Source organism: Flavobacterium omnivorum, from assembly GCF_900099915.1.
In the GTDB taxonomy this organism is placed as follows: Bacteria; Bacteroidota; Bacteroidia; order Flavobacteriales; family Flavobacteriaceae; genus Flavobacterium; species Flavobacterium omnivorum.
On sequence record NZ_FNDB01000010.1, the window covers coordinates 17,552 to 39,861 of the forward strand.

Consider the following 22,310-nt stretch of genomic DNA (forward strand, 5'->3'; position numbering starts at 1 on the left):
AATAAAAGTGTTTTTTGGTATTGTTTTTTAGCCGTGATGGAAATGAAAATCCCGGAGCGGCAAAAGGTAGTTTTTCAGGGTGCAAAAAGCGACTAAAAGAAGCTTTCTTGCACCCTAGAAAAACAAGTTTTGTAGTGAGGAATTGTAATGTACAGCAGGAATAGCTCCTGATGCAAATTAATATCTATAAATAAATGCGTTGATGTTCATTCCTGCTCCAACAGAGGCAAAAATCATAACATCCCCTTTGTGTATTTCTTGATTCTGGATTTCGCCTCGAATTAGTAAATCAAAAAGAGTGGGAACGGTAGCCACACTGCTATTTCCTAGTTCATGAATGCTCATAGGCATAATGTCTTTAGGAACTGACTTGTTGTAAAGTTTGTAAAAACGGTGGATTATGGCTTCGTCCATTTTTTCATTGGCTTGGTGAATGAGTATTTTTTTCACATCGTCAATACCTAATCCGCTTTTGTCTAAACAACTTTTCATGGCTGCTGGAACATGATTAAGAGCGAATTCATATATTTTGCGCCCGTACATTTTTATATAGCGGGTGTCTGGGTCTAAATCAGGATTGTATGACTTGCCAAAAAACAAATAGCCAGCTTCATCATTTGCATAGGTAGCACTTTCATACGCGAGTAATCCAGTTTCATCATCTGAAGCTTCTATTATAGATGCTCCTGCACCATCAGAATAGATCATGGAGTCTCTGTCGTGGGCATCAACTACTCTGGATAACGTTTCTGAACCTATAACCAAACAACGCTTTGCCATTCCAGATTTGATGAATGCATTGGCTTGAAGTACGCCTTCAATCCATCCTGGGCATCCAAAAAGAATGTCATACGCGACGCATTTTGGATTTTTTATTTGTAATTTATGTTTAACACGGGTAGCCAAACTTGGAAGCATATCGGATTGGGTTGTGCCATATTTTACATCGCCAAAGTTATGAGCGAAGATGATGTAATCGATTGTTTCGGGATCAATTCCAGCATTTTCAATGGCTTTTTGAGAAGCTAAAAAAGCTAGATCGGAGGAGTTTAAATGATCTTCAGCATAGCGCCTATGCTCAATTCCAGTTATGCCTTTAAATTTATTGATGACTATTTCATTTGGATAGCCAAAAGCTGTTCCATCCTCGTTTAAAAAAACATGTTCGCTAAAATCTGTATTGCTTACTTTTTTCTCAGGAATATAGCTTCCTATTCCAGCTATTTTTATTTTCATTGCGTTAATTTTCCAAATTTTAGGCTAATTTAATCATTAAAAAATAATTACAGCTACAAAATTTACTATGCATGCATATAATTACGAAATAACAACTTATTGGCAAAAATTTTGATTATTTTGTTACGAAATTGAAGTTTTTGTGTGATATTTATTTCTTAAATCTTTTAAGCGAAAAAAAGTGATTTTTATAATTTGTGAATTAAAAGTATTTTAAATCACTTCTAAGCATTAAGAATAAAACAATGGTGCATTTTTTTTACAATATAAGTCATTTAAGTTTCATTTGTTAGGCTTTTATACCTTAAACAAAAATAAGGTCATTTAAGGTTTAATGCTTATGTGACTCCTCTGTTAAATATTATTTCACTCATTTTATAGTACGACATTAAATAGATTCAACTGCTTATATTTGAAGTCAAAAAAAAATGTCCCGATTTCTCGAGACATTTAAAGTTGCAATTTAACTTTCTATATACGCTTCAATTGGCGCACAGGAACAATTTAAATTTCTATCTCCATACGCTTCGTCGACTCTACGTACGGTAGGCCAGAATTTATTTTCGGCAATGTATTCTAATGGGAAGGCTGCGGCTTCACGACTGTAAGGAAAATTCCAGCTGTCTGTGGTGGCCATCATTAAAGTGTGCGGTGCGTTTTTTAAGATATTGTTTGGATTGTCTAAAGTTGCGGCTTCAATTTCTTTTCTTATAGCAATCATCGCGTCACAAAAACGATCTAATTCTTCTAAGTTTTCACTCTCTGTTGGCTCGATCATCATTGTTCCAGCAACGGGGAACGAAACTGTGGGTGCATGAAAACCATAATCCATCAAGCGTTTAGCAATATCAGTTACTTCAATTCCTTTTTCTTTAAATGGACGGCATTCAATAATCATTTCATGTGCTGCACGACCATTTTCTCCTGAATATAACGTATCATAATGACCGTTTAATTTTTCCTTAATATAGTTTGCATTTAAAATCGCATATTCTGTAGATTGTCTCAAACCTTCGGCACCTAACATGCAGATGTAACCATAAGATATCAGACAAACTAAGGCAGAACCCCAAGGAGCAGCAGATATTGCAGTAATTGCATTTTCTCCGCCTGTTGGTATCACTGGATTTGTAGGTAAGAAGGGAACTAATTGCGGTGCCACACATATAGGTCCTACACCTGGTCCGCCACCTCCATGAGGAATAGCAAATGTTTTATGTAAATTCAAGTGACATACGTCAGCGCCAATAGTTGCGGGATTTGTCAATCCAACTTGAGCGTTCATATTAGCACCATCCATGTAAACTTGTCCACCATTGTCGTGAATCAATTGTGTGATTTCTATGATTGCACTTTCAAATACACCGTGAGTGGAAGGGTAGGTTACCATCAAACAAGCGAGGTTGTCCTTGTGTAAAATAGCTTTCTCCCGTAAATCGTCTACATCGATGTTTCCGTTTTCTAATGTTTTAGTAACAACAACTTTCATTCCTGCCATAGCTGCTGATGCTGGATTTGTTCCGTGCGCCGATGATGGGATTAAAGCAATGTTTCTATGATGGTCTCCTCTTGATTGGTGGTAAGCACGAATCACCATTAATCCGGCATACTCTCCTTGTGCACCTGAGTTAGGTTGTAATGTTGTTCCAGCAAAACCAGTAATGACATTTAACTGTTGTTCTAGTTTAGCTAACATTTCTTGGTATCCTTGTGCTTGATCCAATGGTGCAAATGGATGAATGTTATTCCATTGCGGCATACTTAAAGGTAACATTTCTGAAGCGGCATTCAGTTTCATGGTGCATGAACCTAAAGAAATCATGGAATGATTCAAGGCTAAATCTTTTCTTTCTAGCATTTTGATGTAGCGCATCAAAGCTGTCTCAGAGTGGTATTTATTGAAAACATCGTGCGTTAAAAAAGGAGATGTTCTGTTTACATTTTCTGGAAAATGATTGGTTTCAGATAGTGTTTCAATCAGAGTCAGTGCAGTTCCATTTGCAGAAGCGAATACAGCAACAATTTTATTTAGATCAGTGATGCTTGTCGTTTCATTTAAAGAAATTGAAATCGTATTGTCATCTATGTAATAGAAATTAATTTCGTTTTCTTTGGCAATCGTTTTTACTTTTTTGGCATCAGCCTTAACAACAATGGTGTCAAAGAAAGCGGTATTCGTTTGTAGATACCCTGATTGCTCTAATGCATTTGCTAAAGTTGCTGCAGAGGCATGTACTTTATCAGCAATATACTGTAAGCCTTTTGGTCCGTGATACACGGAATACATTCCAGCCATAACGGATAATAAGACTTGAGCAGTACAAATATTTGAGGTGGCTTTGTCACGTTTAATGTGTTGCTCGCGGGTTTGCAGTGCCATACGTAGTGCCCGATTTCCATCTGTATCTACCGTTACACCGATGATTCTGCCTGGCATGCTTCTTTTGTATTCGTCTTTTGTAGCAAAATAAGCTGCGTGTGGTCCACCATAACCTAACGGAATTCCGAAACGTTGTGTAGTTCCAAGTACAACTGCAGCACCCATTTCTCCTGGAGGAGTTAATTTTACTAAACTCAAAATATCAGCAGCAACGGCTACTTTAATTTCGTTTTCAGCAGCTTTTGATATAAAAGCAGTGTAGTCGTTAACTTGTCCAAATTTGCCTGGATATTGAAGGATTGCTCCAAAGTATTCCGATGAAAAATCAAATTCTTCATGATTTCCAATTACTAATTCAACTCCAATTGGAGAGGAACGCGTTTGTAAAACCGATAAAGTTTGAGGCAATATTTCTTCGGAAACGAAGAATTTATTTGTTTTATTTTTCTTTTGATCACGCGAACGAACATCAAAAAGGAGCGCCATAGCTTCAGCAGCAGCAGTTCCTTCGTCCAATAAAGAAGCGTTAGCAATTTCCATCCCTGTTAATTCGATAACCATGGTTTGAAAATTCAAAATCGCTTCGAGACGACCTTGTGCTATTTCCGCTTGATACGGCGTGTAAGCAGTGTACCAACCTGGGTTTTCAAAAACATTTCTTTGGATTACTGCAGGAATAATTGCTGCGTTGTATCCTAAGCCAATGTAAGATTGAAAAACTTTATTTTTATTTCCTAATTTTTGAATGTGATTTGCAAACTCATATTCGGTCATTGCCGGTTCTAAATCTAAATCCGATTTTAAACGAATGTCACTTGGAATAGTTTCATCAATCAATTGATTCAGAGTTGCTGCGCCAATTGTCTTCAACATGTGTTCTAAATCATTTTCTCTTGGGCCAATGTGTCTTAATGCAAAAGCGTCTGTTTTCATTGTATATAAAATGTGTTGTGTGTTTCTTGTTTTAAAAGGCTGTAAAATTAAATATTAATATGCTATTAATAGCCTTTTTTAACGTGATTTTCTGTGAATTTTTCAACTAAAAGCCGTTCTTATTAACACTTTGATTAATTTTGTCTAATGAGGGTTTTTAAACTAATAGTCGATTTTTATATTAAAGGCAGTATTCACGTGGGTTTATCGTGCTATGCCTTAGTTAGAATGACCCAACACATGTTCCACATTTCGTATGAGGACTCCATTGCACACTTTGCTTTTTTTGGAACTATCGTTGGATATAATTTTGTTAAATACGATGCATTAGCCCGAGCAAAAAAAATTCAAATGCGGAACGAACTTAAAGCAATTGCGCTTTTTAGTTTTTGTTGTTTTATTTTAGTAGGCTATTATTTTTTTCAATTGCAACGAGTTACTCAAATTGTAGCTGTTGTTTTTTTTAGTATCACATTATTGTATACACTTCCTTTTTTTCCTACTAAAAGGAATGCTAGAAATTGGGCTGGGGTAAAAATTTATATTGTGGCTCTGTGTTGGGTAGGAGTGACTTTGGGTTTGCCCATAATAAATGCGGAGATACCTATAACAGCAGATTTTTATCTAAAATGTTTGCAACGGTTCATTCTTATTTTTGTTTTGGTGCTTGTTTTTGAAATCATTGATTTGGCAAACGATGATCCGCATTTAAAAACCGTTCCGCAACAAATAGGTGTGAGGCGAACCAAATTATTGGGATTGTTGCTTTTGCTTCCTTTTTATTTTTTGGAATTTTTAAAAAGTAATTTTGATAAAAACCAATTAGTAGTCAACTTGCTGCTAGTGATTATGATTTCATTATTTCTAATTTTTGCCAATGATAAACGATCGAAATATTACACCTCTTTTTGGGTAGAAAGTATTCCAATCGTCTGGTGGATATTGCTGATTTTAGGGTAAAAAGGTACTTTTGGTGCGTGCGTTCGTCAATAGCACTAAAAGAGTGGTAAAGAGGATCTTTTCTCTGGTGTGTTAATTTACCTATACGGTCTTTTTTTTGTAACTTACTTGCTCTCCGCTAATTCCTTTAACACCTTGTTCCTTGCTAAAACGAAATTTATCATGTGATTTTTTAGAAACAAAAAATCGAATAATTCACCAAAAACGCCGTAAGGGACTTCATAATGTATTTTGTCTTTCATTACTGTTAGGCCATTCTTTTCTATGAAAAGATGTTCATGTCGAAATGACTTGAATTTCCCGTCCTCCATCTCATCTACAAAATAATCATATAAGTTCATGGCGGTTATTCGGCTTTTGTGAGTCAGGTAAAAACCAAAATGTTTTCCGCGCCAAGTCACCGTTTCATTATAGTTGATCAAGCCGGAAGTGATGCCGTCGATAGCAGTTTCCTTTGTAGGACTAGCCGATTTTTGATGCACGTCGATGTCTCTGGAAATATCAAAAACAGTTTGTATTGGGGCATTTATTTTAGTCCTAATTTTTATTCGGGTCATTAAAATTATAATTTTCGTTTGTCTTCGATAGTGATTTTGGAGCCAATAGCTAGAAATACGGAAGTTGGTTCTAAATCAGCAATAAATGCGAATTCTTTTCCGTACACACCTTCAAAATCTATTTTAGAGTTGTTCTTCGTTACTTCAAATTGTTGCCATCTAGGATGTGTGACTTGGTACTCAAAAGTTTCATTTTCATTGATTTTGGTATAACCAAAATAGTGTTCCGTAATAAATTCAGCTTCTGAATCCGTTTCAATTGCAATGGGAGTTTTGTCCGTTGTTACATGAATGGTATTCCAATTGTTACGGACTTTCCATTGGTAAATGAATTCTCTTGAATTCTCGTTTACATTCAACGTATGTTTCATTGGCAACGTCTGGTATTGCTCGTTGTAAAAGGTATTAGCAACGAACGAAATGGCATATTTTGGTACAATTTCACTAATGAAAACAGCACCTCTTTTCCAAACTCCGTTGTCCAAATGCCTCACATAAAACCGAAGATTGACTTCTTCAAAATCAGAGTGGAAAGGGATTTTTATTCCTAGAACACGTACCTTTTCAAAAAGAAATCCAATAAAACTTACGTAGCATTTGCCATTCCAGAAATCGAGTTCAGTTCCTTTTGGGACATATTTTTGCAGAATTTCAGGATCAACTTCATAATTAATCATGGCTAGGTTATTCCATTCGGCTTTTAAAAAACTCATCTTTTGTTTGATTTTAATTTTTTTGTAGTTGGTTCGACAGTCCATTAAAAACCTGACCCACATTACTTAGGGTTTTCATTATGCTACTATTTATACTAATCCGGCTCTTTTTAATAAAGCTTCTGGTCGTGGTTCCTGACCTCTAAAGCGTTTGTACAAGACCATAGGATGTTCTGTTCCGCCCTTAGATAGTACGTTCTCCTTAAATTTAGTAGCGACGTCTTTATCGAAAATACCTTTTTCCTGAAAATATTCAAAAGCGTCAGCGTCTAGCACTTCAGCCCATTTATAGCTGTAATAGCCAGAGGAATATCCGCCTTGAAAAATATGCGAAAACGAAGTACTCATTGCGTTTTCCTTAACATCAGGATACAATTGTGTGGCTGCAAATTGTTCATTTTCAAAAGCTTTAATGTCTTTGATGTTCGAAGGGTCTTGAGCGTGCCAGCCCATGTCGAGTAATCCAAAACTCAATTGACGCATTGTTGCTATTCCTTCTTGAAAACTTGCGCTTTCTTTGATTTTATGTACTAATTCCATAGGAATCATTTCTCCTGTTTCATAATGATAGGCGAATAAAGCCAATGCTTCCGGCTCGTAGCACCAGTTTTCTAAAATTTGACTTGGTAATTCCACAAAATCCCAATAGACACTTGTTCCAGATAAACTAGGATACGTAGTGTTAGCCAGCATACCGTGTAACGCGTGGCCAAATTCATGAAACAAAGTGGTTACTTCGTTAAAAGTTAATAAAGATGGTTTTGTTTCGGTAGGTTTTGTGAAATTACATACAATCGAAATGTGCGGTCTTTCATTAATATCATTTTTGATGTATTGGGATTTAAAAGAAGTCATCCAAGCTCCGTTGCGTTTCCCTTTCCTTGGAAAGAAATCAGCGTAAAAAATGGCAACAAGTTGATCTTCTTCGTCTTTTACAACGTATGTTTTTACCTCTTCATGGTATTTGTCCACTTCAAAAGTTTCTTCGAATGTGATCCCGTATAATTTTTGCGCTACTGCAAAAGCACCTTCCAAAACTTTTTCTAATTGAAAATAGGGTTTTAATATTTCATCGTCTAAATGGAATAATTGCTGTTTTAATTTCTCTGAGTAATAAGCGCCATCCCACTTTTCTAGCAGTGTAACACCGTCTAATTCTTTGGCGAAAGCAGATAATTGTGCAAATTCTTTTAAAGCAGCCGGTTTGGCTTTTTCTAATAAGTCATTTGAGAATTTTTTTACTTTTTCAGGACTTTCGGACATTCGTTCTTCAAGAACAAAATGGGCGTGACTTGCATATCCTAAAACTTGTGCTCTTTCAAAACGTAATTTGGCAATTTTAAGGACAATTTCTTGGTTGTCAAATTCGTTATTTTGAAAACCTTTGGCACCAAAAGCAATTGCCATTTTCTTACGTAATTCACGATTATCAGCATAGGTCACAAATGGAACATAGCTTGGGTAATCCAAAGTAAAAATCCAACCTTCTTTTTCTTGGCTTTTGGCCAATGATTGAGCGGCTTCGATAGTTCCTTCTGGTAAACCAGCTAGGTCAGATGCGTCTGTAATATGCAATTGATAGGCTTGGGTTTCGGCTAAAACATTTTCGCCAAACTGCAAACTTAATTTTGATAATTCTTTGTCTATTTCTCTTAATTGATTTTTTTTATCCTCGGGTAAATTAGCACCATTTCTAGAAAAACCTTTGTATTTTTTGTCTAAAAGCGTAGTCTGTTCAGCCGTCAGATTTAATTTTTCTCTTTGATCGTAAACTGTTTTTACTCGTGCAAATAAATCAGGATTCAGTCGAATATCATTTCCAAACTCTGATAATAAAGGAGAAACTTCTTGTGCGATTTTTTGAATCTCATCGTTGGTTTCTGCAGAATTTAAGTTGAAAAAAATACTAGAAATTCGATCTAGAATAGCACCGCTAAAGTCCAATGCTTCTATGGTATTTTCAAAAGTAGGTTGTATAGGGTTTCTGATAATGGCATCGATTTCGGCTTTCGCGAGTTCGATTCCTTTTTGAAAAGCAGGAAAAAAATCCTCATTTTTTATTTTCGAAAAAGGGGCCGTATTGTATTTTGTGTTGAAGTGATGGGTCAAGATGCTCATTTGTTTTTTTAATAAAAATAATTTGATGTTTTAAACAGAACAAAGGTAGGGATTTATTGAAAAAATCGGGGATCTTAAAGGAATTGATTTGCCCTAAAATACTAGAGTAGATTGTGTTATTTAAATGTTATTTATTTCGTTTGTGAGTAATAAAGCCTTAAATTGTAAAAAAAGATTGGTTTTTAACGAAACGAATCTAAAAAACAATAAATTTTAAAGAAAAGATGAACTATCAAATTACAATAAAGAAAGCCTACACCGTTGATGAAATTGAAGGTTATTGGACAAGTGATGATTATATAAAGTTGTTGGAAAAATTCGATTATCCAGATGCTGGTGATTCGGATCCTGCCACTTTGAAGGAGTTATTATTCATGGCTATATCTGATTTTGAACCTAAAGATGCTGCCGTAATTGCATTGGAATATAAGTTATCTGAAAATTTGAATGAAGGTCAGATTCAACAAGTTTCGAATGACATGTTATTAGATAAAGTATGTGAAGAATATCCTGAAATTGGACTACATGCAACCTTATTCCATGTGAATCAATTGCTCTTTAAAGCCTATAATGGTACATTCCCGAATGCTAAAGCGACTATTATCGAATGTAGTTTTGTGCCTTTGGAAGAGGAAAGCGAAATTGAATTGACTAAAGCGAGTATTTTGAAACTGTTAAACAACGGTTTGTTAGGTAGTAATTTGATCAAAAGATTGTTTGATCTGCCTATGACTGAAAACCTGCCTTTTCCAGAAGCAGAAGATATTTTATGGGAAGTACGATCAACGGATAATAGTAATTTTATGATCATAACCTCTGAATATTGGTTGAGTAAAGGAGATATTATTGCATCAGAATTTGAAGGAATTCTAGAAATTGCACTTGACGTTGAATAAATGATGTCAACACTTTTATGCCGTAAAAAAAGCTCCATCTGGAGCTTTTTTTATTTTTGTAGACTTTCAGAGGCGATAATAACCGCTTCTTTTAATCCTGTTTTATACTTGATTATTTTTTCTAATATACTTTTATCATGGCTTCCTAAGATTTGAACTGCTAAAATCCCTGCATTTTTGGCACCATTCAAAGCAACTGTTGCAACAGGTACACCACCGGGCATTTGTAGAATGGATAAAACACTGTCCCAACCATCTATAGAATTGCTTGATTTGATAGGAACACCAATGACTGGTAGTGGAGACATAGAGGCAACCATTCCTGGCAAATGTGCCGCGCCACCAGCACCAGCAATAACAACCGAAATTCCACGAGTATGCGCATTTTTGCTGAAATCAAATAATTTTTCAGGAGTTCGGTGTGCCGAAACAATATCGACTTCTATTTCTATTTCGAATGCTTTTAAAATATCTATTGCTTCTTGCATGATCGGCATGTCTGAGATGCTTCCCATTATTACGGCTACTTTCATTATTTTTTATTTAAAGATTGAAAAATTATTTAAAACCCTATTTAGCTTATTACAATTTGTAAATCAGTATGTCTTTTAATTATCCAATTGATCACTTATTACTCTTATGGTATTTTTTACCTCTTCAGCAATTCGTCTTGCTTCATTAATATCTTCATTTACGATGGTCACGTGTCCCATCTTTCTAAATGGACGCGTTTGTTTCTTTCCGTAAATGTGTGGAGTAACGCCGTTCCAACTTAATATTTTTTCGATGTTTTCGTAGACTACATTTCCGGTAAATCCTTCGGTACCTACTAGATTTACCATAATTCCAGCTACTTTACTGTCGGTATTTCCTAATGGTAAATCTAGGATGGCGCGCAAATGGTTTTCAAATTGGGAAGTATAGCTGGCTTCAATAGAATAATGGCCGGAATTATGAGGACGAGGCGCTACCTCATTCACGAGAATTTCATCATCATCGGTCTGAAACATTTCTACAGCTAGTAATCCAACATGATTGAATTTTTCAGAAACATGAAGCGCGATTGCTCTTGCTTTTTTTGCTACTGTATCTTCAATTCGAGCAGGACAAATCACATATTCTACCTGGTTTGCTTCTGGATGAAATTCCATTTCTACCACGGGATAGGTTTTTATTTCGCCCGAAGGATTGCGGCAAACAATAACTGCCAATTCGTTTTTAAAAGGAATCATTTCTTCAGCAATGCATTCCACATTAGCTAGATTGTCCAGATCTGAAATTTGTCGAATAACTTTTACACCATTTCCATCGTATCCAAATTCGGTGCATTTCCAAACGAAAGGGACTTTTGTTTTTGAATCTAAAATCGATACCACTAAACTTTTTAAATCGTCAAATCGTTGGTAATTTGCAGTTGGAATTGCATGGTGACGGTAGAAATCTTTTTGTATTCCTTTGTTCTGAATCAATTTTAAAGTTTTTGGCGAAGGATACACTTTTAATCCTTCTTCCTCCAGTTTTACTAAGGCCTCTAGATTGACCAGCTCAATTTCAAAAGTCAAAACATCGACTAATTTTCCAAAATTATAAACCGTTTCAAAGTCCATTAAGTCGCCTTTAAAGAATTGGTCGCAGGCAATTTTACAGGGCGCTTCATCACTGGGGTCCAGCACATAAGTTTGGATGTCAAATTTCCGAGTGTCAAACAATAGCATTTTACCTAATTGTCCGCCGCCGAGAATCCCCAATTTAAAATCAGAAGAAAAATAATTCATGGTGTCGTTGTATGTTTAAGCAAAGATACTTTATAATGATTGAATTGGGAAATGCTATTTTATTTTCTTCGGAATTTATGTTGTAACTTTTATGCCTTTCGATAGATTTTTAGGTTGTTTTTTATGGAATTTACTTAAAAATACAAATTAATGCCCATTTATCAATTCACAATTCCGAATTCTGTATCTTTGCCCATTATTTTAAACATCAAAAAATGATACAACTTCACGATAAACAATTTGTTCCGTTTATTTCTGCTAAAGAAATAGAATTTGCTTTGACAAAAATGATTGCCCAAATAGAAGACGATTTTGCTGATGAAACTCCCGTATTTGTAGGTGTATTGAACGGTGCTTTTATGGTAGTTTCTGATTTTATGAAGTTATACAAAAAGCCATGTGAAGTTTCTTTTATAAAAATGGCTTCGTACGAGGGAACTTCTTCTACAAACGAAGTGAAACAGTTGATTGGTTTAAATCAGGATTTAACGGGTCGTTCTGTAATCATTATCGAAGATATCGTGGATACTGGAAACACATTGGTGGAACTAAAAGAATTGTTTAAAAAACAAAATGTCAAGCATTTTAAAATTGCAACTCTTTTTTTTAAACCAGAAGCCTACACTAAAGACATCAAGATAGATTATATAGGAATCCGAATTCCTAATAAATTTATTGTTGGTTATGGCTTAGACTACGATGGATTAGGAAGAAATTTACCAGAAGTATATAAACTTAAAGAATAACTACACAACAACAACATGACTAACATTGTTTTATTTGGAAAACCAGGAGCAGGTAAAGGAACTCAAGCAGAGTTTTTGAAGGAAAAATACAAATTAACGCATATATCCACCGGTGATGTATTTCGGTTTAATTTAAAAAATGATACCGAACTTGGCAAACAAGCAAGAGTATTTATGGATGCTGGTGATTTAGTACCGGATGAGCTGACTACAAAAATGCTTATTGATGAAGTAAATAAGCATCCAGAGGCTAACGGAATTTTGTTCGATGGTTATCCAAGAACACTATCACAAGCTGAAGATTTAGATGGTTTTCTTGCTTCAATTGGTTCCAAAGTTGCCGCAACAATAGCACTAGAAGCAGATGATGAGCTTTTAGTACAGCGCTTGTTAGAAAGAGGAAAAACAAGTGGCCGAATTGACGATCAAGATGAAGAAAAGATCAGAAATCGTTACCAAGAATACAATGAAAAAACAGCGCCTTTGATGAATTATTATCAAGCTCAAGGTAAGTTTTTTGCAGTGAATGGTATAGGTACTATTGCCGAAATTACGCAACGAGTAAGCGCGGTTATTGATAATTTATAGGAGCTATTCCAGCTCTATGTTACAAGTCCTCGATAAAAAAACATTTTTCTAAGTCCTAAAAGGAGCTTCCTTTGGTCGCTCTTTTTTGACAAGAAAAAATAGTTCTTTTATCTCCTGGCTTTTCACTTCGATCTGGGCTAAAAACCGGATTGACAATTTCATGAACGAAAAATTCAGAAATTAGATTTTTATTTAAAAACGAATCCACTAATACATTGGAAATACTAATAATATTTTTTCTAATATTACTAAATGGGGTTTTCTCCATGTCAGAAATCGCATTAATTTCAGCACGAAAAAATAGGCTGGAAACGGCAGCAAAAAAGGGAAATAAAAGCGCTAAAATCGCCTTGGATTTAGCTAATTCTCCCAATAAGTTTTTGTCTACGGTACAAATAGGAATCACTTTGATAGGGATTCTTACTGGTATTTACAGTGGCGATAAGATAACTGAAGATGTTGAGGTATTCATCAAAGGAATTGCAATATTAACACCGTATGCACATCCGGTCGCGGTAGGTTTAGTTGTTGTTATTTTGACTTTTTTTTCTTTAGTTCTTGGTGAATTGTTGCCAAAGAGAATTGGTTTAAATCATCCTGAAGCGATAGCAAAGGCGGTAGCGTTGCCTATGAAAATAGTCTCAATCGTTACGGCACCTTTTATTTGGTTATTAACACATTCTACAGAATTTTTACTTAACGTTTTACAAATAAAGCCTACAGCAGATGGTCGAGTGACCGAGGAAGAAATAAAAGCGATTATCAAAGAAGGAACCGAAGGAGGTGAAGTGCAGGAAATAGAGCAAGATATTGTGGAGCGTGTATTTCATATTGGAGACCGCAAAATAAACTCTTTGATGACTCATAGGAAATCAGTGATGTTTTTACCATTGCACTCTAATAAAGAACAAGTTAGGGAGTTTATGCTGAAGGAGTTGCATTCAATTTATCCAGTTTATGGAGAAAATTATGATGATATTGTTGGCGTTGTAAATCTCAAAAATATTTTTGCTCATTTTGAAAATGATAATTTCAATTTGGTTGACATTATGACCGAAGCCCCATTTATGATGGAGCAAACGACCGCATATGTCGCATTAGAAATATTTAAAAAATCGGGTATTCATTACGCATTTGTATCTGATGAATATGGCGTATTTCAGGGAGTAATTACTTTGAATGATATTCTAGAAGCATTGGTAGGTGATGCATCTGATTTTTATAAAGATGATTTCCAGCTAGTAGAAAGAGAAGATGGAACGTGGTTAGTAGACGGGCATTATTCGTTACACGATTTCTTGACTTACTTTGAGTTAGATGAATTAATCAATGATTATGAAGTCACAACGGTAAGCGGATTAATCATGACAGAACTCTCTCATATACCCAAACAAGGGGAAAAATTGATTTGGCAAAAATTTGAGTTAGAAGTCATTGATATGGATGGTGTGAAAATTGATAAAGTAATGGTAAAGGCATTACAAGTATAAAAATAGTGAACATCATGGGGAATTTCAAAATGGAATTTCAATGGTGTAGTTGAAAATTGAATAGTAGAAAAAATGACAGAAGGGAATTTTGTAGATTACGTTAAAATATATGTTTCTTCCGGAAAGGGAGGAAAAGGATCTACGCACTTGCACAGAGAAAAATTTATTGAAAAAGGAGGACCAGATGGTGGAGACGGTGGTCGCGGTGGTCATGTGTATTTGGTTGGAAACAAAGGTCTATGGACTTTATTTCACTTAAAATTCGCCAGACACATCAAAGCAGGTAATGGTGGAGATGGTAGTGGAGATAGAAGTACAGGTGCAGACGGTGATGATAAATTTATCGAAGTCCCTTTAGGTACTGTGGTAAAAGACAAAGAAACTGGAGAAATATTATTTGAAATCACCGAAGATGGTGAGAAACAAATACTTTCAAGAGGAGGTAAAGGGGGTTTAGGTAACTGGCATTTTAGAAGTTCAACAAATCAAACACCACGGTATTCTCAACCAGGATTGCCTGGAGCAGAGATGGACGTTATTCTAGAGTTGAAAGTATTGGCCGATGTAGGATTGGTAGGTTTTCCTAATGCAGGAAAGTCAACCTTGTTGTCAGTTTTGACTTCAGCGAAACCTAAAATTGCTGATTATCCTTTTACGACATTAAAACCAAATCTTGGAATTGTAGCTTACAGAGATTTTCAATCGTTTGTAATCGCCGATATTCCTGGAATTATTGAAGGTGCTGCCGAAGGAAAAGGACTTGGACATTATTTTTTAAGACATATCGAGCGTAATTCAACATTGCTATTTTTAGTTCCTGTTGATACGCCAGATATCAAAGGAGAATATGATATTCTAGTGAATGAGTTGACCAAATACAATCCAGAAATGCTAGACAAAGAGCGTTTGCTTGTGATTTCTAAATGCGATATGCTAGATGACGAGTTAAGAGCAGAGTTAAAAACAGAACTAGATGTTGCTTTTAAGGATGTGCCATATATGTTTATTTCTTCTGTGGCTCAACAAGGTTTAACCGAGTTGAAAGATAAATTATGGAAAATGTTGAATGACTAAGAATTAAGTTTTTATATAGAAAAGGTGTTCTGAAAAGAGCACCTTTTCTGTTTTATTTAATTCAGTTATGATTATAAATATCAAATAAAAATTGCAATGTTTCGGGGATATTATTGGCTTGCATCTTTGGGTATTTTATATGGGAATCAAGCCAGTTTTCTATTGTTAAGTAAAAATCATCACCAACATCATAAAGAACAGGAACTCCCATTTTTTTAAGAGCCGCCGCATTGCATTCTTGTTCATAGTGCTTGCGAATAGGAATAGAGAGTATTTTTTTTTCTAAATATAATGCCTCAGCAGGGGTTTCAAATCCTCCGCCAGTAATGATTCCTTCACAATTAATCAGACTTTTATTGAAATATTCTTGATTAACAGGGAAATAAGTAACGTTTTTTATCGTGTGTTTGGTATGTATATCATTCAAAAACCAATGAAAAGAAAGGTTAGGAAGCTTGTTGAATGCTTTTTCTAAACACTCCTTCTGAAATGAAGGTAGATAAACGGTAATATGACCTTTGTTTTTGGGTTCAGCATTTACGATTTCGTCTTTAATAATTGGAGGACGTATAAAGGAGTCGTATTTGTCAAAATGGAGACCAATATATTGAGGAGCAGGTGCATAATGTTTCAGAATCATTTCTCCTATAATGCTCTTTTTTTCAGGCCTGGGAGTCAAAGGCGATATAAAACTGGCTTGATGTCCAAATTGTATCGAATGCACTTTCTGTAATTTGCAAGCCAAAGAAGTAATCGAATCAAAATCATTAATAATCACATCATAGTTTTTCAACGGTAAAGAATTTGCATCTTTATAGATTTGTTTTGGTTTAATATTTTTGGCAATATCCCAATAATTCAAACCGCCACACTTACTATAATGCAAGCTACAGCCATCGCTTCTATATTTTATAGGCAAATTGACATTCAGACTGGCATTGTTGCCACTCAAAAAAAAATCAACTTCACCAAATTTTTGCAGATAAGGATATAATTGTACAGCCCTGCTGATGTGACCATTGCCGGTTGCCTGAATGGCATAAAATATTTTCATTACTGTATATTTTGATTTTAAGGATGTTTTATTGTTTTCGTAATTTTTTTTTTTAGGAAAGAATTTTATTGACAATATCATTGATGATTTTTTCCTCTTGAGTGTCAGAGTCTTTGTAGTGTTCTGTTTTGTAGTGGTATAGACTCCATTTTTGTTTTTTGTATTCTAATGCGGTAAGATTTTCAACCCAATCACCACTATTCAGGTACATCACTTTTCCGTGTTCATTTTCTATTTCTTTCATTTGCGGTTTATGAATATGTCCGCAAACTACATAACTGTATTTTTTTTGGATGGCTATTTCTGCTGCAGTAGTTTCAAAATTAGATATAAAGGAAACAGCTTTCTTGACACTGTCTTTAATCATTTTTGAATAACTTCTTTTCTCTTTCCCTAGAAGCACTAAAACCCAATTGATGAAGCTGTTGATTATAATCAACAAATCATATCCTTTTCCGCCAAGTTTAGCTAATATTTTAGCATAACCCTTCGTTGAGGAGTCAAATACATCTCCGTGGAAAATCCATGTTTTTTTACCGTCTAAATCAAGGATTAGTTTATCTGCCAATTCGAAATTGCCTAAAATAAAATCAGAGTATTTCCGTAAAGCTTCATCGTGATTTCCAGTTATGTAAATAACACGGGTTCCATGATTAGACATTTTTATAATTTGTCTCAATACATTCATATGGGCTGCAGGAAAATAGCTTTTGGTAAAACTCCAAATATCTACGATATCTCCATTTAAAACCAATGTTTGAGGATTTATTGATTTTAAATATTGCAACAACTCTTTAGCATGGCAGCCATATGTTCCTAAGTGTACATCACTTAATACGACTAAAGGAATTTTTCTTTTTCTTTTCATTTTTAGTTTTTACGAATGTAAGACCACTATGTTATGATAATGTTTCTTGTTGGTTATGTTTCTATTTTTAACAGGGCATTTTTTAGCCTAAATAAATCTATTTAATACTTCAAAATTTCCCTATTTTTGAAGAATGAAACATATTATTTATTTATTTGTATTTCTACCGGTTATGATGTGGGGACAATCAGATTTCGAAAAAGCAGAAAAACTTTATAAGGCGGATAAAATGGATCAAGCTAAGTTGGTTTTTGAATCTGTTTTGAAGTCTAACCCATCGGATTTAAAAACCATTGAATATCTTGGAGATATAGCTGGTCATGATAAATTGTGGGATAAGGCGATTGGCTATTATAAAAAACTCAAGCAACTCAAATCTTCTGAAGCTAATTACCACTATAAATACGGTGGCGCTTTAGGAATGAAAGCCAAAGATTCGAACAAGTTTAAAGCCCTTGGAATGATTGACGAAGTGAAGGCTTCCTTCGAAAAAGCAATCACCCTAAATTCAAAGCACATTGAAGCCCGTTGGGCCTTAATTGAGCTGTATATTCAGTTACCGGGAATTGTAGGTGGAAGCGAATCGAAAGCTATCAAATATTCCAATGAATTATTACGATTGTCGCCTGTTGACGGTTATTTGTCAAGAGGACATATTGAAGAATATTTTAAAAGATATAAAATAGCAGAACAACAATACAAAAAAGCGATAATGGCTGGAGGTTCCAAAACAAGTTATCAAAAATTAGCTAGCTTGTATAAAAACAAAATGCGGGATCCTGAAAAGGCAAAAACAGTATTAGAAACGTATGATAAAAAAAATCAGGACTAATTATAATTTCTTCTGAATCCAAAATTAATAAACCAAAATTAGAATGCGTACACATTTTATAGCTATCGGCGGAAGCGCCATGCACAATCTGGCCTTAGCACTACACAACAAAGGATATCAAGTTACAGGAAGTGACGATGCAATTTTTGAACCATCAAAATCAAGATTAGATAAAAAGGGGATTTTGCCTCCAGAATTAGGCTGGTTTCCTGAGAAAATAACGTCAGCTATTGAAGCGGTTATTCTTGGTATGCATGCTAAAGCGGATAATCCTGAATTATTAAAAGCGCAGGAATTAGGACTAAAAATATATTCTTATCCGGAATTTCTTTACGAACAATCTAAAAATAAAACACGAGTAGTTATTGGCGGATCTCATGGAAAAACAACAATTACGTCAATGATTTTGCATGTTATGCATTACCATGATATAGCGGTAGATTACATGGTTGGCGCACAGTTGGAAGGCTTCGATACGATGGTTCATCTTACGGAGGAGAATGATTTTATAGTTTTGGAAGGAGATGAATATTTGTCTTCGCCAATTGATCGCCGACCTAAATTTCATTTGTATCAACCCAATATTGCATTGATTTCAGGGATCGCTTGGGATCATATCAATGTTTTTCCAACGTATGAGAATTACGTAGAACAGTTCGAAATTTTTATTGGTAAAATTACAAATGGTGGGATTCTCGTTTACAATGAAGATGATGCTGAAGTAAAACGGGTTGCTGAAGCCGCGACAAACCCAATTCGAAAATTAGCCTATCATACTCCAAAATATACCGTAAGTGACGGTGTGACATTGCTGGAAACTCCAGAAGGCGATATGCCAATTGAAGTTTTTGGAGCGCATAACCTTAACAATTTGGCTGGAGCCAAATGGATTTGTCAAAATATGGGCGTTGATGAAGCTGATTTTTATGAAGCCATAGCCAGTTTTAAAGGCGCTTCAAAACGATTGGAGAAAATTGCCGAAAGCAATACGAAAGTTGCCTATAAAGATTTTGCCCATTCACCAAGTAAGGTCGCAGCAACTACAAAAGCGGTGAAAGAACAATATCCTAATCGAACTTTAGTAGCGTGTTTAGAATTGCATACGTACAGTAGTTTGAATGCTGAATTCCTGAAAGAATACGAAGGTGCATTGGAATATGCCGATAAAGCGGTCGTTTTTTATTCGCCAGATGCGGTGAAAATCAAACAGCTTGAAGAAGTAACTTACGAACAGATTGCTAAAGCATTTAATCGTGAAGATTTAATTATTTATACTAATCCAAAAGATTTCAAAGACTATCTTTTCAACTTAAATCTTGAAAATGCTGCTTTGCTATTGATGAGTTCCGGTAATTACGGCGGATTAAACTTTGATGAAGTAAAGGAATTGGTAAAATAAAAGTGGTATGAAAGATAATAGTAGAATTGTTAAGGCTACCAGTGAAAACCCAGATTTTGTAAATTTGATCAAAGCATTAGATGAAAGTTTATGGGAGCGTTATCCGGAATTAAAATCGGATTATTGGGGTAATAATATTTTGGAATTAAATCCGAATGTTGTTATTCTTTATATTGAAGACAAAGCCGTTGGTTGTGGTTGTTTCAAAAAATACGATACAAATACAATTGAAATAAAACGTATGTTTGTTTCACCTGAAGCTCGAGGAATGGGTTTGGCGCAAACTATTTTACTTGAATTGGAAGGTTGGGCACATGATTTAGGATATTCGTTTTCTGTTTTGGAAACTTTATACAAACAAAAAGAAGCGATTGCTTTATATCAAAAAACAGGATATAAAATTGTTGATAATTACGAGCCTTATGTAGGTTTAGAAAATAGTATTTGCATGCGGAAATCAATTTAAACAACAAAATGAATGGCTGAAAATTCCTTTTTCCCTATAACGAATTGGTCCGAAGACGATAAGCCACGCGAAAAACTGATGCTCAAAGGCAAAAGTGTTTTGAGTGATGCGGAATTAATTGCCATTTTGATTGGTTCAGGAAGTAGGAGTGAATCAGCTGTGGATTTAAGCAAACGGATTTTGGCTAGTGTTGATAATAATTTGAATGCGCTGGGAAAGTTATCGTTGTCTCAACTCATGCAATTCAAAGGAATAGGAGAGGCGAAAGCAATTTCGATAATTGCTGCTTTAGAATTAGGAAGACGCCGAAGAGGAGAAGATGCAGTAGAATTGAAGAAAATAACTTCGAGTAAAATCATTTTCGAAATCATGCAACCTATTATTGGGGAATTGCCACACGAGGAATTTTGGATCATTTACATGAATAATTCAAATAAGGTGATTGCTAAATCGCAGTTAAGTAAAGGCGGTATTACTGGAACGCTAGTTGATGTTCGCATTGTCTTTAAATCGGCTCTAGAAATTGGAGCTACAGCCTTAATACTATGCCATAATCATCCTTCGGGCACTTTGATTCCTAGTGATGCAGACAAGCAAATTACAAGGAAATTGAAATTAGCTGGAGATAGTTTAGAAATAAAAGTCTTGGATCATCTCATTATAACTGAAAACAGTTATTTCAGCTTTGCAGATGAAGGAATATTTTAAAATTTAAAAATGAAACAAACACACATAAAAGACGTATTTTTCGATTTAGACCATACACTTTGGGATTTTGATAAAAATTCAGAGTTGACTTTCGAGGGGATTTTTAATAGAAATCATCCCGAAATTGAAACCAAACAATTTATTGAAAAATACGTACCCATTAATCAAGAATGTTGGAAGTTGTATCAATATGATAAAATTACACATCAAGAATTGCGATACAATCGACTGAAACATTCTTTTGATGCTATAAATTATACAATTTCCGATGAAGAAATAGATGTTATTGCTGAGGATTATCTTCGTTTTTTACCCGATAACAATCACCTTTTTGATGGAACAATTGAAGTTTTAGAGTATTTAAATCAAAGATATACACTTCATATAATTACAAATGGATTTGCGGAGGTTCAATATAAAAAGATAAGTAATTCTAAGATTGAGTCTTATTTTCGAACCGTTACTAATTCTGAAATGGCTGGAGTTAAGAAACCAAATCCACTAATTTTTAATTTTGCTTTAGATTTGGCTAAAGCCAAAAAAGAAAGTAGCATTATGATTGGAGATAGCTTTGATGCAGACGTTCAAGGAGCGATTGACGCAGGATTAGATGCGGTATTTTTCAACGAAGCAAAAATTGAAGTTGGAAGTCACATTAAACAAATTAACCATTTATTAGAAATCAAAAAATATTTATAAACTATGAAAAAGTTATTTCTATTCGTACTAGTACTAGCAATTAATTATTCGTACGCTCAATCCGTAAATGAGTATAAGGCAGTAATCGTTCCTTTGAAATATGAATTTCTAAAGGGAGAGAATCAATACCGTTTGAACACTATAACTAAGTTTAATTTAAATAAGGCAGGCTTCGTTTCTTTTTATAGTAACGAGACAATTCCTGATGAATACAGTGATCGTTGCGATTTATTGTATGCTGATGTAGTTAATGATAGTGGTTTTTTGACAACAAGATTGTTCATCACTTTGAAGGATTGCTATGGTAAAATCATTTTTCAATCGGCTGCTGGTAAAAGTAAAGAAAAAGACTATAAAAATGCTTATAATGAAGCGCTAGCTCAAGCCTTCGAATCCGTATATGAGTTGCAATATAAATACAGTGGGACTCGTGCTAAGACTCAGCCGGCAGTTGTTGCAGCTGCTGCCACTCCTATAATAAAGGAAATGGTAGCCGTAACAGAATTAAAGCCCAGTCTTACAAGTAAAGAGGGCACTATGCTTTACGCTCAGGCCACCGAAACTGGTTTTCAGCTTATTGACAATACTCCAAAAGTAATTATGAAGTTGTTTAAAACATCCCAAGCCAATTCATTTATTGCAATAAGAGATACAGTTCAAGGATCTTTAATTTTGAAAGACAATCAATGGTATTTTGAATATTATCAAAATGATAAATTAATTTCTGAAAAAGTAGCGGTTAAGTTTTAATTTCTTACTCTTCATTTCCTACCTAATTTCATAAAAAAAGTCTTGCCTAATAGACTTTTTTTATGGAA

Annotated in this window: 22 protein-coding genes; 12 read left to right on the forward strand and 10 right to left on the reverse strand. The window is 34.8% G+C overall.

The window, feature by feature from the left end:
• Positions 1-177: 177 nt before the first annotated feature.
• Together BLS90_RS10605 and gcvP are read right to left on the reverse strand one after the other, a co-directional pair.
• Entirely contained in the window at positions 178-1,236 is a 1,059-nt protein-coding gene (locus tag BLS90_RS10605) for a 3-oxoacyl-ACP synthase III family protein (protein ID WP_091257619.1), read from the reverse strand.
• Positions 1,237-1,699: 463 nt separating this feature from the next.
• Positions 1,700-4,549: an aminomethyl-transferring glycine dehydrogenase gene (gene gcvP / locus BLS90_RS10610; protein WP_091257620.1), complete on the reverse strand. Its 2,850-nt coding sequence runs from the start codon at positions 4,547-4,549 to the stop codon at positions 1,700-1,702.
• Positions 4,550-4,696: 147 nt separating this feature from the next.
• Between gcvP and BLS90_RS10615 the strand changes: the two genes are divergently transcribed.
• Complete coding sequence (locus BLS90_RS10615) at positions 4,697-5,509, forward strand: UbiA prenyltransferase family protein (RefSeq protein ID WP_091257621.1); 813 nt, start codon at positions 4,697-4,699, stop codon at positions 5,507-5,509.
• A gap of 104 nt (positions 5,510-5,613) precedes the next feature.
• Here the strand turns inward: BLS90_RS10615 and BLS90_RS10620 are convergent, their stop codons facing one another.
• The 3 genes from BLS90_RS10620 to BLS90_RS10630 all read right to left on the reverse strand — a co-directional run bounded on the left by BLS90_RS10620 (position 5,614) and on the right by BLS90_RS10630 (position 8,897).
• On the reverse strand, positions 5,614-6,066 hold the full coding sequence (locus tag BLS90_RS10620; protein ID WP_073351503.1) for an SRPBCC family protein: 453 nt from the start codon (positions 6,064-6,066) through the stop codon (positions 5,614-5,616).
• 5 nt (positions 6,067-6,071) lie between these two features.
• Positions 6,072-6,779 (reverse strand): YqjF family protein, encoded by a 708-nt coding sequence (locus BLS90_RS10625; protein ID WP_091257684.1) that lies wholly within the window; start codon positions 6,777-6,779, stop codon positions 6,072-6,074.
• Positions 6,780-6,869: 90 nt separating this feature from the next.
• Entirely contained in the window at positions 6,870-8,897 is a 2,028-nt protein-coding gene (locus BLS90_RS10630) for a M3 family metallopeptidase (RefSeq protein WP_091257622.1), read from the reverse strand.
• Positions 8,898-9,121: 224 nt separating this feature from the next.
• Here BLS90_RS10630 and BLS90_RS10635 point away from each other — a divergent pair, with 224 nt between their 5' ends.
• Entirely contained in the window at positions 9,122-9,793 is a 672-nt protein-coding gene (locus BLS90_RS10635; protein ID WP_091257623.1) for a hypothetical protein, read from the forward strand.
• A 50-nt stretch (positions 9,794-9,843) separates the two neighbouring features.
• On the opposite strand, the gene purE is transcribed toward BLS90_RS10635, so the two are convergent.
• Together purE and BLS90_RS10645 are read right to left on the reverse strand one after the other, a co-directional pair.
• Complete coding sequence (gene purE, locus BLS90_RS10640; protein WP_175455471.1) at positions 9,844-10,329, reverse strand: 5-(carboxyamino)imidazole ribonucleotide mutase; 486 nt, start codon at positions 10,327-10,329, stop codon at positions 9,844-9,846.
• A 72-nt stretch (positions 10,330-10,401) separates the two neighbouring features.
• Positions 10,402-11,568, reverse strand: coding sequence for a 5-(carboxyamino)imidazole ribonucleotide synthase (locus BLS90_RS10645; RefSeq protein ID WP_091257625.1), 1,167 nt, complete (start codon positions 11,566-11,568; stop codon positions 10,402-10,404).
• 215 nt (positions 11,569-11,783) lie between these two features.
• On the opposite strand from BLS90_RS10645, the gene hpt reads away from it, so the two are divergent.
• Both hpt and BLS90_RS10655 read left to right on the forward strand, forming a co-directional pair.
• Positions 11,784-12,314, forward strand: a complete 531-nt coding sequence (gene hpt / locus BLS90_RS10650; RefSeq protein WP_084129483.1) for a hypoxanthine phosphoribosyltransferase — start codon at positions 11,784-11,786, stop codon at positions 12,312-12,314.
• A 15-nt stretch (positions 12,315-12,329) separates the two neighbouring features.
• Positions 12,330-12,902 carry an adenylate kinase gene (locus BLS90_RS10655; protein WP_091257626.1) on the forward strand — a complete coding sequence of 191 codons (573 nt, stop codon included), beginning with the start codon at positions 12,330-12,332 and terminating at the stop codon, positions 12,900-12,902.
• 55 nt (positions 12,903-12,957) lie between these two features.
• On the opposite strand, the gene BLS90_RS16895 is transcribed toward BLS90_RS10655, so the two are convergent.
• Entirely contained in the window at positions 12,958-13,170 is a 213-nt protein-coding gene (locus BLS90_RS16895; protein WP_091257627.1) for a hypothetical protein, read from the reverse strand.
• Here BLS90_RS16895 and BLS90_RS10665 point away from each other — a divergent pair.
• Positions 13,169-14,392, forward strand: a complete 1,224-nt coding sequence (locus BLS90_RS10665; RefSeq protein WP_245705092.1) for a hemolysin family protein — start codon at positions 13,169-13,171, stop codon at positions 14,390-14,392. The genes BLS90_RS16895 and BLS90_RS10665 overlap by 2 nt on opposite strands.
• Before the next feature lie 72 nt (positions 14,393-14,464).
• The gene (obgE, locus tag BLS90_RS10670; RefSeq protein WP_091257629.1) at positions 14,465-15,466 is read left to right on the forward strand and encodes a GTPase ObgE; all 1,002 of its coding nucleotides are present in this window, start codon (positions 14,465-14,467) and stop codon (positions 15,464-15,466) included.
• Positions 15,467-15,527: 61 nt separating this feature from the next.
• Here the strand turns inward: obgE and BLS90_RS10675 are convergent, their stop codons facing one another.
• On the reverse strand, positions 15,528-16,520 hold the full coding sequence (locus BLS90_RS10675; protein WP_091257685.1) for a glycosyltransferase family protein: 993 nt from the start codon (positions 16,518-16,520) through the stop codon (positions 15,528-15,530).
• 52 nt (positions 16,521-16,572) lie between these two features.
• Positions 16,573-17,388, reverse strand: a complete 816-nt coding sequence (locus tag BLS90_RS10680) for a UDP-2,3-diacylglucosamine diphosphatase (RefSeq protein ID WP_091257630.1) — start codon at positions 17,386-17,388, stop codon at positions 16,573-16,575.
• Positions 17,389-17,521: 133 nt separating this feature from the next.
• Here BLS90_RS10680 and BLS90_RS10685 point away from each other — a divergent pair, with 133 nt between their 5' ends.
• Genes BLS90_RS10685 through BLS90_RS10710 form a run of 6 tightly spaced genes read left to right on the forward strand, consistent with a single transcriptional unit; the run spans position 17,522 to position 22,242 of the window.
• Positions 17,522-18,220, forward strand: a complete 699-nt coding sequence (locus tag BLS90_RS10685; protein ID WP_091257631.1) for a tetratricopeptide repeat protein — start codon at positions 17,522-17,524, stop codon at positions 18,218-18,220.
• A 43-nt stretch (positions 18,221-18,263) separates the two neighbouring features.
• Positions 18,264-19,619, forward strand: coding sequence for a UDP-N-acetylmuramate--L-alanine ligase (locus BLS90_RS10690; RefSeq protein WP_091257632.1), 1,356 nt, complete (start codon positions 18,264-18,266; stop codon positions 19,617-19,619).
• Between the two features lie 7 nt (positions 19,620-19,626).
• A complete protein-coding gene (locus tag BLS90_RS10695) occupies positions 19,627-20,085 on the forward strand; it encodes a GNAT family N-acetyltransferase (RefSeq protein ID WP_091257633.1) in 459 nt (152 codons plus the stop codon).
• A gap of 12 nt (positions 20,086-20,097) precedes the next feature.
• A complete protein-coding gene (gene radC / locus BLS90_RS10700; RefSeq protein WP_091257634.1) occupies positions 20,098-20,793 on the forward strand; it encodes a RadC family protein in 696 nt (231 codons plus the stop codon).
• A gap of 9 nt (positions 20,794-20,802) precedes the next feature.
• The gene (locus tag BLS90_RS10705; protein WP_091257635.1) at positions 20,803-21,492 is read left to right on the forward strand and encodes a YjjG family noncanonical pyrimidine nucleotidase; all 690 of its coding nucleotides are present in this window, start codon (positions 20,803-20,805) and stop codon (positions 21,490-21,492) included.
• Between the two features lie 3 nt (positions 21,493-21,495).
• Positions 21,496-22,242 carry a hypothetical protein gene (locus BLS90_RS10710; protein ID WP_091257636.1) on the forward strand — a complete coding sequence of 249 codons (747 nt, stop codon included), beginning with the start codon at positions 21,496-21,498 and terminating at the stop codon, positions 22,240-22,242.
• Positions 22,243-22,310: the final 68 nt, after the last annotated feature.

Coding starts and splice junctions, on each gene's coding strand:
- radC (WP_091257634.1), top strand. CDS start 20,098: ATGGCTGAAAATTCCTTTTTCCCTATAACGAATTGGTCCGAAGACGAT.
- BLS90_RS10695 (WP_091257633.1), top strand. CDS start 19,627: ATGAAAGATAATAGTAGAATTGTTAAGGCTACCAGTGAAAACCCAGAT.
- BLS90_RS10605 (WP_091257619.1), bottom strand. CDS start 1,236: ATGAAAATAAAAATAGCTGGAATAGGAAGCTATATTCCTGAGAAAAAA.
- BLS90_RS10680 (WP_091257630.1), bottom strand. CDS start 17,388: ATGAAAAGAAAAAGAAAAATTCCTTTAGTCGTATTAAGTGATGTACAC.
- BLS90_RS10690 (WP_091257632.1), top strand. CDS start 18,264: ATGCGTACACATTTTATAGCTATCGGCGGAAGCGCCATGCACAATCTG.
- BLS90_RS10630 (WP_091257622.1), bottom strand. CDS start 8,897: ATGAGCATCTTGACCCATCACTTCAACACAAAATACAATACGGCCCCT.
- BLS90_RS10710 (WP_091257636.1), top strand. CDS start 21,496: ATGAAAAAGTTATTTCTATTCGTACTAGTACTAGCAATTAATTATTCG.
- BLS90_RS10685 (WP_091257631.1), top strand. CDS start 17,522: ATGAAACATATTATTTATTTATTTGTATTTCTACCGGTTATGATGTGG.
- obgE (WP_091257629.1), top strand. CDS start 14,465: ATGACAGAAGGGAATTTTGTAGATTACGTTAAAATATATGTTTCTTCC.
- BLS90_RS10675 (WP_091257685.1), bottom strand. CDS start 16,520: ATGAAAATATTTTATGCCATTCAGGCAACCGGCAATGGTCACATCAGC.
- BLS90_RS10645 (WP_091257625.1), bottom strand. CDS start 11,568: ATGAATTATTTTTCTTCTGATTTTAAATTGGGGATTCTCGGCGGCGGA.
- BLS90_RS10705 (WP_091257635.1), top strand. CDS start 20,803: ATGAAACAAACACACATAAAAGACGTATTTTTCGATTTAGACCATACA.
- hpt (WP_084129483.1), top strand. CDS start 11,784: ATGATACAACTTCACGATAAACAATTTGTTCCGTTTATTTCTGCTAAA.
- BLS90_RS10620 (WP_073351503.1), bottom strand. CDS start 6,066: ATGACCCGAATAAAAATTAGGACTAAAATAAATGCCCCAATACAAACT.
- BLS90_RS16895 (WP_091257627.1), bottom strand. CDS start 13,170: ATGGAGAAAACCCCATTTAGTAATATTAGAAAAAATATTATTAGTATT.
- gcvP (WP_091257620.1), bottom strand. CDS start 4,549: ATGAAAACAGACGCTTTTGCATTAAGACACATTGGCCCAAGAGAAAAT.
- BLS90_RS10665 (WP_245705092.1), top strand. CDS start 13,169: ATGTCAGAAATCGCATTAATTTCAGCACGAAAAAATAGGCTGGAAACG.
- BLS90_RS10635 (WP_091257623.1), top strand. CDS start 9,122: ATGAACTATCAAATTACAATAAAGAAAGCCTACACCGTTGATGAAATT.
- BLS90_RS10655 (WP_091257626.1), top strand. CDS start 12,330: ATGACTAACATTGTTTTATTTGGAAAACCAGGAGCAGGTAAAGGAACT.
- BLS90_RS10615 (WP_091257621.1), top strand. CDS start 4,697: ATGAGGGTTTTTAAACTAATAGTCGATTTTTATATTAAAGGCAGTATT.
- BLS90_RS10625 (WP_091257684.1), bottom strand. CDS start 6,779: ATGAGTTTTTTAAAAGCCGAATGGAATAACCTAGCCATGATTAATTAT.